Consider the following 13,853-nt stretch of genomic DNA (forward strand, 5'->3'; position numbering starts at 1 on the left):
GTCCGGCCGAGTCTAGCCGCCGACGGGACCCCGCCCGTTCAGCGCGTGCCGAAGTCGAGCACGTAGTACCAGTAGCCGTTCGATCCCCGCTCGACGCCGATGCCGATGTGCGTGAACGACGACCTGAGAATGTTGTTGCGGTGCCCCTCGGACGCCATCCACGCGGCCGTGATCTTGCCGGTGTCAGCGCCCGAGCCCCAGGTGCGGCCCACGTTCTCGCCCCAGCCGCGCAGCGAGCAGGCGCGCGCCTCCGCCGTGAGCGAGGGGTTGTGCGCCGCGCCGGTCATGCCGCCGGCGGCCATGGCGCGCGCCCAACCGCTCGCCATGGTCGAAAGGCAGCCGTCCGTCGCGAGCGGCCGGAGCCCCGCGTTCGTGCGCTCGTCGTTGATGCGGTCGAGCAGCTGGGCGGGGGATGCGCTGAGCGAGGCGCACGGCTGGAGCGCCGCTGCGGCGGCGGAGACGGTGGAGAGGCCGCCGAGCACCGTGATGCCGGTCGCCGCGATCCGTCGCTGCTCCGAGGCGACGGAGCCGCTCGACGCGCAGTTCGGATCGGTGAGGTAGAGCGCCTCGCCGCGGATGCCCGCGTAGACCGCGCCGACGAGGCCGTCCGGGAAGTCGGTGCCGCTCGTGAGCACGAGCTGGCCGCCGCTGCCCGAGCGAGTGAACGCCTGGTTGATCTTCACGGCCGTCTCGTACCGGTCGGAGCCGGGGAAGCGGTCGACCGTCCGGCCGGTGCCCGCGAGCATCGACTGCACGTCGGAGCTCACGCTGCTGGTGCTGCCCGGGATGTGGAAGCGCTGCACGCCGCCGAGCCGGGCACCGATCTGCTGCGTGAACGCCGTGCTCGCGCCGGTGGTGAGGATGAGGGCGTGGCCCTCGCGCGCCGCAACGGCGCCCGCCGCGAGCGCGTCGGGGAAGTCGAAGCCGCTCGCCACCCAGACGTCGGTGACGGCGGAGCCCATCGCGCGCATGCGGTCGAGCAGTCGCATCGAGGTGTCGACGCGGTCCGTGCCGCCGATGCGCGTGATGCGCGCGCCGGGCGCGGCTGCGCGCGCGGCCTCGGCGGCGACGCCTGCCGAGAGGGAGGCCTCCGAGCCGACCAGCACGACCTCGCTCGGCGCGAGGCTGCGGATCTGGGCCGTGACGCTGTCGGGGACGCTGTCGGACCGGACGAGCAGGAGGTGGGCACCCTCGGCTGCCGCGACGGGGGCCGCCGCCAGCGCATCGGGGAAGGCCGTGCCCGAGGCGAGGAAGACCGTGCGACCTGCGGGCAGCTGCTTCGAAGCGAGCACGCTCGTCTCGAAGCGGTCATCGCCGTCGATCCGGAGGGAGGCCGCTTCGGCGGCGGGGGCAGGGCCCAGCAGCGTCGACGCCACCAGTCCGATCATGGCGAAGGTGGCAAGGGCATAGCGCACGTTGGGCTCTTTTCGTTCGTGACACGCTGAGGGCAACCTGGCAACCCTCTCGGAATTTTTCCTGCTCTGTCAAGTACCGGTCACGGCATGGCTATCGTGGTGGCATGCTCGAATCGGCGCTCAGAGGCGCTCGCAAGCGGTGGCGCTCGGCCACCCGGCGCGCGGCGGCCCGAGCGATCGGCGTGCCGCTCGACGAGCATCCGACGGCGGCGCAGGACGACCGCCCGAGCGGTGCGCTCGTCCGCGAGATCGCGCGGTTGCGGCTCGCGAACCTGACGTCGCGGAGGGCGGTCTCGGACCCCGCGGGCGAGACCGTCGTGACCATGACGACGCACGGCGAGCGCATCCGCCTCGTCTGGGTCGCGCTCGAGTCGATCGCGCGCGGCGAGCGGCTGCCGCGCCGCCTCGTGCTCTTCCTCGACACGCCCGAGCTCGCTCGACCGCTGCCCGCGCCGCTTCGCCGGCTGCAGCGTCGAGGGCTCGAGATCCTCCCCGCGGAGCCGGGGCTGCGCGTGCACGCGAAGTACTGGCCGCACGTCGCCTCGACCGCCCGTCACGAGCTGCCGCTCGCGGTCGGCGACGACGACATGGTCTACCCGCGCCGCTGGTTGCGCGTGCTCGTCGATGCGCACCGGGCGCGCCCGGAGCTCGTGCACGGGTTCCGCGTGCACGAGATGCAGTGCGAGGACGGAGCGATCCGGCCGTACCACCTGTGGATGCCCGCCTCCGGCACGGCGCCGAGCTTCGCGCACTTCGGCACCGGCGTCTCCGGTCAGATCCTGCCGACCGCCCTGCTGGACCGGCTCCACGAGCGCGGCACGGCGTTCCTGGAGCGGGCCCCCCACGCCGACGACATCTGGATCAACGCGACCGCGGTCGGCATGGGCGTCCGCACCGCGCAGGTCGAGGAGCAGGCTCGCAACTTCCCGTTCGTGCCCGCGACGCAGGCGACCGGGCTCTACCGGCTGAACGTCGCGGGCCGCGAGAACGACCGGCAGCTGGCGAGGTCGCTCGAGCCCGACGACGTCGCGCGCATCTGCGCGGACTTCGCCGTGCTGCGGGCCTCGCGGGAGGGCTGAGCGCGCAGCCGCGCACGAGGCGGTGAGACCAGCGGCGGGACGCCCGTCGGGAGGTGCGGGTTAGACTCGCTCGGACGCGGCCGAGGGGTCGCAGGAGGGCAGGGCACGTGCGCGGCATCATCCTGGCTGGCGGCTCGGGCACGAGGCTGTGGCCGATCACGAAGGGCATCTCGAAGCAGCTGATGCCCATCTACGACAAGCCGATGGTCTACTACCCGCTCTCGACGCTGATGATGGCCGGTGTGCGCGAGGTGCTCGTCATCACCACGCCGGAGTACCACGATCAGTTCCAGGCGCTGCTCGGCGACGGCTCCGACCTCGGCATGGACATCCAGTACGCCGTGCAGCCCTCGCCCGACGGCCTGGCGCAGGCCTTCATCATCGGCGAGGAGTTCATCGGCGACGAGTCGGTGGCGCTCGTGCTGGGCGACAACATCTTCCACGGCACGGGCCTCGGCTCGAGCCTGCGAGCGCACAACGAGGTCGACGGCGGCGTCATCTTCGCCTACCAGGTCGCGGAGCCGAGCGCCTACGGCGTCGTCGAGTTCGACGACGACTTCAAGGCCGTCTCCATCGAGGAGAAGCCGCTGCGGCCCAAGAGCGACTACGCGGTGCCCGGCCTCTACTTCTACGACAACGACGTGATCGAGATCGCCAAGACGATCGAGCCCTCCACGCGCGGGGAGCTCGAGATCTCGACCGTCAACGAGCGCTACCTCGAGGCGGGCAAGCTGCAGGTGCAGGTGCTCGACCGCGGGGTCGCGTGGCTCGACACCGGCACCTTCGAGTCGATGATGCAGGCGAGCGAGTACGTGCGCGTGATCGAGGACCGGCAGGGCTTCAAGATCGGCTGCATCGAGGAGATCGCCTGGCGCGCCGGCTGGATCGACGACGCGCAGCTCGAGCAGCTCGCGCAGCCGCTCGTGAAGAGCGGCTACGGCAGCTACCTCATGCGGCTGCTGGAGCGCGAGCGCGCTCGCGCCGAGCGCCGCTGACGGCTCGAGCGCCTCACCAGACGCCGAGCAGCAGCAGTCCCGCGAGCACGAGGCGCTCCGCGGGGCGGCGCCGCAGGCTGCCGACGCCGCGCAGCAGCGTGAGCCGCGCGCGCGCGTCGCCGCGCTCGAGCAGCGCCGCGAGCGATGCCAGGCGGGCGCGTTCCTCGCCCTCGGCGATGCGCGAGGCGATGCGCGCGATGACCGCCGCCTGACGGCGGAAGCCGCCGGAGCGCATCCGTCGCAGGCGCGTCCGCGCCTGGCGCCAGCCGACGTTCGCACCCGTCACGTTCGAGCCGTGCTGCCGGTAGTCGATCACGGGCTCGGCGTCGATGTGCCAGCGCAGCCCGGCCGCGCGCACGATGGCGTAGACGAGCCAGTCGTGCATCGGCGCCGCGTCGGCCTCCGGGTCGGTGCGCACGACGTGCCGCACCCGGGCGAACGCGGGTGGTGAGAGCACGAACGTGCAACCGGGGCCGGCGCTCTCGAGCACGAAGTCGAGCGCGCGCTGCGGCTGGGCCTTGTCGAGCAGCACGCGGCGGTCGCCGAAGACCGCCACGACGTTGGCGCTCACGGCGTCAGCGGTCTCGAGCTGCCGGAGCTGCTTCGCGAGCCTGCCGTCGTTCCAGATGTCGTCCTGATCCGAGAATGCGATGGCGCGCGCTCCCTCGACGGGCGCGTCGCGGATGAGCCGCAGGAAGTTGGCGTGCGCGGAGCCGTAGGCGCCGGGCGGCAGCAGCACGACCCGCGGGTCGGCCGCGACCTCCGCGAGCAGCGTCGGCGTCGCGTCGGTCGACGCGTCGTCCGAGACGACGAGCCGCACGTCGACGCCCTGCTGGTCGAGGATCGAGTCGATCTGCTCGCGCAGGAACGGGGCGCCGTCATGGGTCGCCAGCAGCACGACGACGAGCGGTCGATCCGGCACGGCACCCCCACGAGATCCGGCCCGAGCGCAGGCCGCGGGCGCGTCCAGCCTAGCCCGAGGCGCTCAGGGCGGTCGGTACCCTGGAGGCCGGCGCGAGCGATTCGCGCCGGTGAGCGAGGTCCCTTCCATGCGCAGAGCGGTGTTCTTCCTGGTGTACGACCCCGACGGTCTCGTCGGGGAGCACGTCACCCACCATCTGCGCGCCCTGCGACCGCACGCCGACGAGATCGCCATCGTCTCGAACTCCGCGCTCACGACGGAGAGCCGCGTCGCGCTCGAGGCGGTCGCCGACAGCGTCTGGGAGCGGGAGAACACCGGCTTCGACGTGGGCGCCTACCGCGACATCCTCGAGCGGCACGGCGACCGGCTCGCGGACTTCGACGAGATCGTGCTGATGAACTACACGTTCTACGGCCCCATCGGGTCGTACGACGAGCTGTTCGCCCGCATGGACGCGACCGACGTCGACTTCTGGGGCGTGACGGACCACGCGGCGGTGCAGCCGCATCCGTACACCGGCACGGGGACGATGCCGCGGCACATCCAGTCGCACTGGATCGCGGTGCGGCGCCGCATGGCCACGAGCGACGCGTGGCGCGAGTACTGGTCGACGATGCCCGTGATCGACTCCTACGAGGCGTCGATCGTCCAGCACGAGTCGCGCTTCACCGGCTGGTTCGAGGAGCGCGGCTACCGCTCGGCGACGGCGTTCCCGGCCGCCGACTACGGCGCGCAGCACCCCATCTTCGACGTGCCCACGCGGATGATCGACGACGGGCTGCCGATCGTGAAGCGCCGCCTCTTCTTCCACGACCCGCTGTACCACGACGGGCTCGCGGTCATGCCGCGCGACGTCGAGGATCGCATGGTTGCGGCGGGCTATCCCATGGAGCTGGTGTACCGCGACATGGCCCGCACGTCGAAGCCGCGGGACCTCGCGACCAACCTCGCGACGCTCGAGATCATGCCGGATGTCGACACGGGTGACGCGGACGTGTCGGGGCTGCGCATCGGCGTGCTCGCGCACCTCTACTACGAGGAGATGCTCGAGGAGATCCTCGTGCAGGCGAGCCGGCTGCCCGCCGGCTGGACGCTGATCGCGACGACCGACACCGACGACAAGCGCGACCGGCTCGTCGCGGCGCTCGACGCCGCCGGCCGCACCGGCGACGAGGTGCGCGTCGTCGAGTCGAACCGCGGGCGTGACGTGTCGGCGTTCCTGCTCGGCTGCCGCGACGTGCTCCGCTCGGATCGCTTCGACCTGATCGTGAAGCTGCACTCGAAGCGCAGCCCGCAGAACGGCGCCGGCCCGGCCGCGCACTTCAAGGCCCACCTGTTCGAGAACCTGCTCGGCTCGCCCGGCTACGTGCGCAACCTGCTGCGGCTCTTCGTCGAGCGCCCCGCGCTCGGCATGGTGTTCCCGCCCATGATCCACAGCGGCTTCCCCACCATGGGTCGCGGCTGGTTCGCCAACCGCGAGCCGGCGACGCGCCTCGCGGCCCAGCTCGGCATCCGCGTGCCGATCGACGACCGCAGCCCGCTCGCGCCCTACGGCTCCATGTTCATCGCACGGCCCGAGGCGCTGCGGCTGCTGCTCGACGCGGACTTCGCCTGGGAGGACTTCCCGACCGAGGGTGGCTACGAGGACGGCGGCCTGCCGCACACGCTCGAGCGGCTCTTCGGCTACGCCGCGCTCGGCGCGGGCTTCGAGGTGCGCAACGTCATGACCGCCCGCAACGCCGCCGTCAGCTACATGCGGCTCGAGTACAAGCTCGACGCGATGTCGGACGGCGTGCCCGGCTGGCCGATCGAGCAGATCGCGTGGGTGCAGGCGCACGTGCGCGGGTCGAAGGGCATCGAGGGCATCAAGCGCGCGATCGCGGACGCGAGCCCCCGGACCGCCAGGGTGCTGCTCGTGCCGCTGCGCGCCGCGCGCGTCGCCCGCCGTGGCGCCCGACGGGTGCTCGGCCGGTGACCGCCGCCACCCTCAAGGAGTCGTTCGACCCGCGCGCGAACAGCATCGGCTTCCTCCGCTGGCTGCTCGCGTTCGCCGTCATCTTCAGCCACGCGGGACCGCTCGGCGGCTTCTACGGCGGCCACGACCTCGGTTCGCAGATCTCCGACGAGCAGTCGCTCGGCGGTGTCGCCGTGGCGGGCTTCTTCTTCTTCTCGGGCTTCCTCATCACGCTCTCGCGGATGGGCAGGTCGACGATCTTCCGCTACATGTGGCGGCGGGCGATGCGCATCTTCCCGGCGTTCTGGGCCGCGCTGCTCGCGACCGCGTTCCTGTTCGGTCCCGTCGCTTGGGTGCTCGAGACCGGCTCGATCGACGGCTACTGGGACGCGCCGACGCAGTCGCCCTTCACCTACTTCCTGTCGAACGTCTGGCTCATGCTTGGGCAGCGCAACATCGCGGAGGGCGGGTCGACGCTGCCGTACGCGCAGCTGCACGGCGGCTACGACTGGAACGGCTCCGCGTGGACGCTTCAGTACGAGTTCTTCGCGTACATCATCGTCGGCCTCCTCGGCCTCGTCGGCGTGCTCGCGTACCGGTGGCTCACGACCCTCTTCGCCACCACGATCCTGCTGCTCAACGCCCTCCAGTGGTCGGGTGCGGGAGATGTGGCCGCGTGGTTCCCGATCTTCGCGGACCCGTTCATGCTCATGTTCCTCGGCCCGTTCGCCTTCGGCATGCTCTTCGCCATCTGGCAGCACGTGATCCCGATCGACGATCGGCTCGCGCTCGGGGCGCTCGGGCTCGCGCTCGCCGCCTACGCCTTCGGCGGCTGGAACATCTGGGGCATGCACGCCTTCTCGTACTTCCTCATGTGGTTCGCGATCCGGGCGACGAGGCTGCAGCACTGGGAGAAGCACGGCGACCTCAGCTACGGCGTCTACATCTTCGCCTGGCCGCTCATGCAGGTCGGCGCGGCTGCCGGCCTGCACACGCTCGGCTGGTTCGTCTACCACCTCGTGATCGTCGTCGTCGTGCACGGGTTCGCGTTCGCCTCCTGGCACCTGATCGAGAAGCCGGCGATGAGCCTGAAGAACTGGACGCCGGGATGGCTGCGGAGGGTGCTCGACCGGTGGGTCGACCCGGCGTGGAACCGGCTCGCGGACCGGCTCGTGGAACCGCGCTTCTCGTCGACGCCGCGCGCGGCGCGCAAGCGAGCGGAGGTGTCGGCGTGAGCGCCCTCCGCGAGCTGCCGCCCGACCAGGAGGTCAAGCCCTCGCACTGGTCGCGATTCCGCCTCGTCCCGCTCCTCGTGCTGTTCCTCGGCGCCGCCGTCGCGCTCGTCGGCGGCTACGTGTGGCAGGCCGCGCACCCGTACGGCGTGGCGATCCCCGAGCCGACCGCCGCCCCTGGCGAGCCCCTCCCGGACGCCTGCACGCCGGAGTTCCACCGCGACGGCGCCGCCGACCCGTGGGGCACCGACCCGGCCGCCGCGGAGGCGGTGTTCCAGCAGCACGCCGCGGAGCTCGACGGCTACTTCGTCGAGGGCCGCGACGGCCACCTGCTGCTCGGCGAGCCCCACTCGCAGAACATCTCGCAGGCGCTCGGCCGCTTCCAGGCGACCGACGACCACGTCGCCGCGTGGAACGCCTACCTCTCGAACACGCGCGCGGCCCTCGAGGCCGACGGGCGCGAGCTGCTCGTGGTGGTCGCACCGGCGAAGTGGGAGACCGTGCCAGAGGCACTCCCCGCCTGGACGGAGGGCCTGCTCGGCCCGACCGTGCTCGACGGCCTGCTCGCCGCGCATCCCGAGCTGCCGATCGTCGACGTGCGGGCGGCCATGGAGGCCGCCGACGACGAGCACGCGCTCTACAGCCCGCTCAACAGCCACTGGACCGACTACGGCGCCTGGGTCGCGTTCGATGCGCTCGCCGGCTGCATGCGCGAGGTCTCGCCGGCGTTCGCCGATGTCGAGGCGCCCGCGATCACGGACGTCACGCTCGAGCCGGACCACAGCGAGTACGGCGCGGCGGGGTGGACGGGGGAGCCCGGTCGGGACTGGACCGTGCCGACCTACGGCGAGCCCGCGTCCGCGATGGAGGCCTCGCTCGCCGACGGGTCGACGCAGCAGCTCGACACCACCGCGCAGCTCGACATGCTGCAGCTGCCCGCGACGACGCGCACGGCCGACGCGTCGACCGACCACACGGCGCTCGTGCTGCGCGACTCGACCGGCAACGGCCTCGGCCCGTCGCTGCACGCGACGTTCGCCGAGACGATGCAGGTCGTGCACTCGCTCGACCGCCCCGACCTCATGCCCGACGCGCCCGCGCTCGCGGCCGAGATCGACGCGGATGTCGTGCTGCTCGTGCTGACGGAGCGGTACCTCGCGCTCGTCCCGGGCGTCGGCCCCGTGCCGTGACCCCCGCCGCCCTCGGCCGTCGGCCGAGGGCCCGGTGCTATCCTGATCCATCGTGCGCGCGCTCCCGGGCGCCCTACGGAGGACGATGATCGACACACAGCCAAGCCCGCGCGCAGCGGAGCGGGACATCACGTTCAACCTGCTCAAGAACCTGACGCTGCGCGAGATCCGGGCGGAGTACAAGCGCACCGCGCTCGGCCGTGTCTGGTCGCTCATCAACCCGCTCGCGCAGATCGCCGTCTACTCGCTCGTGTTCGGCCTCATCCTGCGCGTCGAGGTCGCCCCGGGCCTCAACTCCGGCATCGAGTTCTTCCCCGCCTGGATCGGCGTCGGCGTCATCGTCTGGGGCTTCATCTCCGGCTCCATCTCGGCGGGCATGGGCTCGCTCATGAGCAACGCCGGGCTGCTGACGAAGGTCTACTTCCCGCGCTGGGTGCTCGTCGTCTCGACGGTGTTCGCGAAGGCGTCGACGTTCGCGACCGAGCTGCTCGTGCTGCTCGTCATCATGCTGGTGATCGGCGGCCCCGCCGTGCTGCTGTACGCGGCGCTGCTCATCCCGCTGCTCGTGCTCACGTGCGTGTTCGCGCTCGGCATCGCGCTGCTGCTGTCGGTCGCGAGCGTCTACTTCCGCGACCTGCAGCACCTCTGGACGATCCTCGCGCAGGTGTGGATGTACGCATCCGGCGTCATGTTCTCGGTCGACATCGTGCGCAACGCCGAGCGTGCGCTCGAGGAGGAGAGCGGCATGTCGCTGCCGCTCGTCACGCTCTTTCAGCTCAACCCGGCCGAGCGGTTCCTGACCGCGTACCGCAACGTGCTGTACGACTTCACCGTCCCCGGGTGGGACATCTGGCTGCAGCTCATCGCCTGGTCGGCGATCTCGCTCATCATCGGCTCGCTCGTCTTCCGCAAGCTCGCCCGCAACATCGTCGAGGAGATCTGATGAGCGAGCCCGCCGTCAACGTCGACCACGTGTCGAAGCACTTCCGCGTCTACTCCGACCGCAACCAGTCGCTCAAGGCGACGGTGCTGTCGGGGCGCCGCGCGAAGTACGAGTCGTTCCAGGCGCTCAAGGACGTCACCTTCGACGTGCCGCAGGGCACGACCTTCGGCCTGCTCGGCCGCAACGGCTCCGGCAAGTCGACGCTGCTGAAGTGCATGGCCCGGATCCTGAACCCGAACTCCGGGTCGATCACGACGCGCGGCCGCGTCGCCGCGATGCTCGAGGTCGGCTCCGGCTTCCACCCCGAGCTGTCGGGCCGCGAGAACGTGTACCTCAACGGCTCGATCCTCGGCATGTCGCGGCAGGAGATCGACCGGAAGTTCGACCAGATCGTCGACTTCTCCGGCGTCGAGCCGTTCATCGACCAGCCCGTGAAGAACTACTCCTCCGGCATGTACGTGCGCCTCGGCTTCGCCGTCTCGATCCACGTCGAGCCGGACGTGCTGCTCGTCGACGAGGTGCTCGCGGTCGGCGACATGGAGTTCCAGGACAAGTGCCTCGACAAGTTCGCGCAGTTCCGCGACGAGGGGCGCACGGTCGTCGTCGTGAGCCACGGCGTCGAGCAGATGCGCAGCTTCTGCGACCAGGCGGCATGGCTCGACCACGGCACGCTGCAGGCCATCGGCGACGCGTCCGACATCGTCGACCGCTACTCCGACGTCGGCCACGGTGCCGAGGAGGCGGCCGGCGGCGGCAAGCGCTACGGCACCGGCGAGATCCGCATCGACGACATCCACCTGCTCGACGCGGAGGGGCAGCCGATCGATTCGGCCCCGACCGGCTCGGCGGTCGCGCTGCGGGTGCGCTACACCGCGAAGCAGCGCGTCGAGCGCCCCGTCTTCGGGGTGAGCCTCGCGACCGCTGGCGGCAAGCACCTGTGGAGCTACGACGGCCTCGCAGCCGGCGCCGTGCCCGACAGCATCGACGTCGGCTCGGGCTCGCTCGACATCAGGATCGACCGGCTCGCGCTCATGCCCGACCTCTTCGACGTGAACGCCGACGTCAAGGACCACCACAAGACGCGCACGTTCGACGCCCTCGAGCGCTCGCTGCGCTTCCAGGTCACGAGCGGGCACCCCCGCGCCGCCGGCGGATCGATGGTGCTGGACGCCTCGATGACGATGCCGCGCTCGGAGGCGTGAACGGCAAAGTTCTTTTCGGGGCAACCTTCTCCATGTACCCTGAGAGCATCCCTAACTCTCTATGAACGGTTGAAGGATGCGTCTGCGCCCCCGACTCGTCGTCGCCTCGGTCCTCGCGGCCCTCGTCGGCTCGCTGCTCACCGTCGTCACGCCGGTCGGCGTCGCCGAGGAGGCATCCGCCGCCACCGCGTCGAACTTCGATCCCGGCTTCATCATCTCCGACGAGCAGTTCTTCGACGGCGACGCGATGACCGCGGCGCAGGTGCAGGCGTTCATCGACGCCAAGCACCCCGGGTGCAGCGCGGGCTACACGTGCCTCGACCGCTACAGCCAGGCGACGCCCTCGATGGCCGCCGACGCCTACTGCTCGGCGCTGCCCGGCCGCTCGAACGAGTCGGCCGCGAGCATCATCGCCCGGGTCGGCGCCGCGTGCGACATCTCGCAGCGCTACCTCCTCGTGCTGCTCGAGAAGGAGCAGTCGCTCGTCACCCACCGCACGCCGAACGCCACGCGCTACGCGAAGGCGACAGGCTTCGGCTGCCCTGACACCGCACCGTGCGACGCGAGCGTGGGCGGCTTCTTCTACCAGATCTACTACGGCGCCCGGCAGTTCCAGCGCTACGCCGCGCATCCCGGCAACTACAACCACCGCGCGGGCGTCGTCAACAACGTGCTCTACAACCCGAACGTCGCGTGCGGCGCGAGCCCGGTGCTGATCCGCAACACGGCGACCGCCGGCCTGTACAACTACACGCCCTACCAGCCGAACGCGGCCGCGCTCGCGAACCTCTACGGCACGGGCGACACCTGCTCCGCCTACGGCAACCGCAACACGTGGCGCATGTGGACCGACTGGTTCGGCGACCCGACCGCGGTCGCGGGCGGCGCCTTCGTGCGCGACACCTCGAACGGCCGCATCTACCTCGTGAGCGGCAGCCGCAAGCACTACGTGCCCAGCACGGCGATCCTCTCCGAGTACGCGCAGCTCGGCGCCTCGGAGGACCGCTCCGCCGCCCAGATCGCCGCGATCCCGTCCGGCCCCGATCTCGGCCGCGTCGTGCGCGCCTCCAACGGCGCCGTGTACCTCGTGGAGGACAGCAGGCTGCTGCACTTCCAGTCGTGCAACCAGCTGACCGCCTGGCAGCTCACGTGCGGCGACATGCCCACGATCGACCCCGGCCAGGAGAGCCGGCTGCTGAAGATGGGCGCGCTCAACGACCTCGTGCGCACCGACGACGGCTCCTTCTGGCTCGTGCAGTCGGGCACCCGCCGCCAGCTCACCGACCCGGCGCGCGTCGCGCCGTTCGGCTACCGCGCCGCCCCGAGCGAAGTGGGGAGCTCGACGATCGCGTCGCTGCCGATCGGCCACCCCATCGTGGGCGCCGGCGACGTCGTGCGGGCCGGCAGCTGGCTCGAGAACCGGGTCGTGTCGACCGACGGCCGCGTCTACCTCTCGCACCCCTCGCACATCGGCCTCAGGTTCCTCTGGAACGCGCCGAAGTTCGAGGACCGCTCGATCGCGCTGCTCCCCGCGACGGCGGGCGCGCTGCCCGACCGGTTCCAGGACAGCGCCGGCTCGTGGGTGCTCACGACCGACGGCGCCATGCGCGTCGACCCGCAGCACTACGGCGGTCCCGCGTACTTCACGCCGGTGACGGATGCGCTCGGCGCGACCGTCGCGGCGGCCGGTGCGCCGACGGGTCCGCACTTCACCCGCCCGTTCGGCTCCTCGACGACGTACCTCATGTCCCACGGCTACGCCGAGCAGGTGTCCGCCTCGACCATGGACTGGTACGCGCGCACCTTCAACATCCCGACGAAGGTCTGGGAGGTCTCGCGCAACGCGATCGAACCCGTGCCGACCCGCTCGTCGTTCCTCGACGGCACGCTCGTGCGAGGCCCCTCGGGCGCGGTGTACCTCATGGACGCGGGCAACGGCATCCACGTCGCGAGCATGGAGCACATCAGCGCGCTCGGGCTGCCGTCGACCATCACCGAGGTCTCGTCGGGCATCATCAACGGTCTCGCGAGCCGTCGCGGCGTGCTCAACACCCCCGTCGTGCAGATCGGCCAGACGTCGTACGTCGCGGTGGGCGGCAAGCTGCACCCCTTCGCCTCGGCGGCCGTGCGGACGGCGTGGGGCCTCCCCGAGGTGCCCTTGACGAGTCTCGGCTCGAAGCTCGCGATCGCGCCGCAGGCCGCGACCCAGCTCGTCTACGACGCCGCGGGCCGCACCTACCTGCTCGAGGCCGGCCAGCGCCGCTACATCGACTCCGGCGCGACCTTCGCAGCGGTGGGCGGCAACACGACGCCGCGGCTGCTGCTGCCCGCATCGCTCATGCAGCGGTTCCCGGAGGGCGCTTGGGTCCGACCGGCGTACACCCCCGGGTCGCTCGTCACGACGCCCGGTCGCGGCGAGGTCTGGATGGCGAACGGCGACCAGCTGGTGCACCTCGGCGACTTCGCCACCGCGGTGTCGATGGGCCTCACCACCGCGAGCAGCTCCGTGCCGAACCAGGCGATCGCGGCCTTCCCGGCCCCGGGCAGGCTGCCCGCATCGCTGCTGCTGTGCGGGGACACCGCCTACGCGGCGGTCGGCGGCTCGCTCCGGCCGATGACGGCCGACGTGCGCGCGGCGTACCCCGCGGCATCGTTCACGCAGTTGAGCGCTGGCCTGTGCGAGCGGCTGCGCGTCTCGACGACGCCGATGTCGCAGTTCATCCGGAGTGCCGACGGCCGCGTGTACTACGTCGCGGCAGGCGTGCGCCACTGGCTCGGCGGCCAGGCGCTGACGCGCCTGGGCGGCTGGAACCGCATCGTCGACGTCGACCGCACGATCATCGGCGCCATCCCGGCGGGCCCGACCTGGTCGAACTGACCCGAGCGAGCGCGACGAAGGGGGCCGACGGCATCGCCGTCGG

10 protein-coding genes are annotated in these 13,853 nt (G+C 71.4%); 8 read left to right on the forward strand and 2 right to left on the reverse strand.

Features of this window, described 5'->3' with window-relative positions:
* Window positions 1-38: 38 nt before the first annotated feature.
* Window positions 39-1,415, reverse strand: coding sequence for a cell wall-binding repeat-containing protein (locus tag ACLQ21_RS07880; RefSeq protein WP_425662698.1), 1,377 nt, complete (start codon window positions 1,413-1,415; stop codon window positions 39-41).
* 104 nt (window positions 1,416-1,519) lie between these two features.
* Here ACLQ21_RS07880 and ACLQ21_RS07885 point away from each other — a divergent pair, with 104 nt between their 5' ends.
* Complete coding sequence (locus ACLQ21_RS07885) at window positions 1,520-2,494, forward strand: hypothetical protein (protein ID WP_425662699.1); 975 nt, start codon at window positions 1,520-1,522, stop codon at window positions 2,492-2,494.
* A 107-nt stretch (window positions 2,495-2,601) separates the two neighbouring features.
* Window positions 2,602-3,489 (forward strand): glucose-1-phosphate thymidylyltransferase RfbA, encoded by an 888-nt coding sequence (gene rfbA, locus ACLQ21_RS07890; protein WP_425662700.1) that lies wholly within the window; start codon window positions 2,602-2,604, stop codon window positions 3,487-3,489.
* Between the two features lie 13 nt (window positions 3,490-3,502).
* Here the strand turns inward: rfbA and ACLQ21_RS07895 are convergent, their stop codons facing one another.
* Window positions 3,503-4,411 (reverse strand): glycosyltransferase, encoded by a 909-nt coding sequence (locus tag ACLQ21_RS07895; RefSeq protein ID WP_425662701.1) that lies wholly within the window; start codon window positions 4,409-4,411, stop codon window positions 3,503-3,505.
* A 127-nt stretch (window positions 4,412-4,538) separates the two neighbouring features.
* Between ACLQ21_RS07895 and ACLQ21_RS07900 the strand changes: the two genes are divergently transcribed.
* The 6 genes from ACLQ21_RS07900 (at window position 4,539) to ACLQ21_RS07925 (ending at window position 13,810) form a co-directional block, all read left to right on the forward strand.
* On the forward strand, window positions 4,539-6,386 hold the full coding sequence (locus ACLQ21_RS07900; RefSeq protein WP_425662702.1) for a rhamnan synthesis F family protein: 1,848 nt from the start codon (window positions 4,539-4,541) through the stop codon (window positions 6,384-6,386).
* On the forward strand, window positions 6,383-7,600 hold the full coding sequence (locus tag ACLQ21_RS07905) for an acyltransferase family protein (protein WP_425662703.1): 1,218 nt from the start codon (window positions 6,383-6,385) through the stop codon (window positions 7,598-7,600). The genes ACLQ21_RS07900 and ACLQ21_RS07905 overlap by 4 nt, the downstream gene beginning before the upstream one ends.
* A complete protein-coding gene (locus tag ACLQ21_RS07910; RefSeq protein WP_425662704.1) occupies window positions 7,597-8,787 on the forward strand; it encodes an alginate O-acetyltransferase AlgX-related protein in 1,191 nt (396 codons plus the stop codon). Before ACLQ21_RS07905 ends, ACLQ21_RS07910 begins: the two co-directional genes overlap by 4 nt.
* 85 nt (window positions 8,788-8,872) lie before the next feature.
* Window positions 8,873-9,730, forward strand: a complete 858-nt coding sequence (locus ACLQ21_RS07915; protein WP_425662705.1) for an ABC transporter permease — start codon at window positions 8,873-8,875, stop codon at window positions 9,728-9,730.
* Window positions 9,730-10,932 (forward strand): ABC transporter ATP-binding protein, encoded by a 1,203-nt coding sequence (locus tag ACLQ21_RS07920; RefSeq protein WP_425662706.1) that lies wholly within the window; start codon window positions 9,730-9,732, stop codon window positions 10,930-10,932. Before ACLQ21_RS07915 ends, ACLQ21_RS07920 begins: the two co-directional genes overlap by 1 nt.
* Before the next feature lie 76 nt (window positions 10,933-11,008).
* A complete protein-coding gene (locus ACLQ21_RS07925) occupies window positions 11,009-13,810 on the forward strand; it encodes a hypothetical protein (RefSeq protein WP_425662707.1) in 2,802 nt (933 codons plus the stop codon).
* Window positions 13,811-13,853: the final 43 nt, after the last annotated feature.

This window comes from Agrococcus sp. DT81.2, assembly GCF_049844935.1.
In the GTDB taxonomy this organism is placed as follows: Bacteria; Actinomycetota; Actinomycetes; order Actinomycetales; family Microbacteriaceae; genus Agrococcus.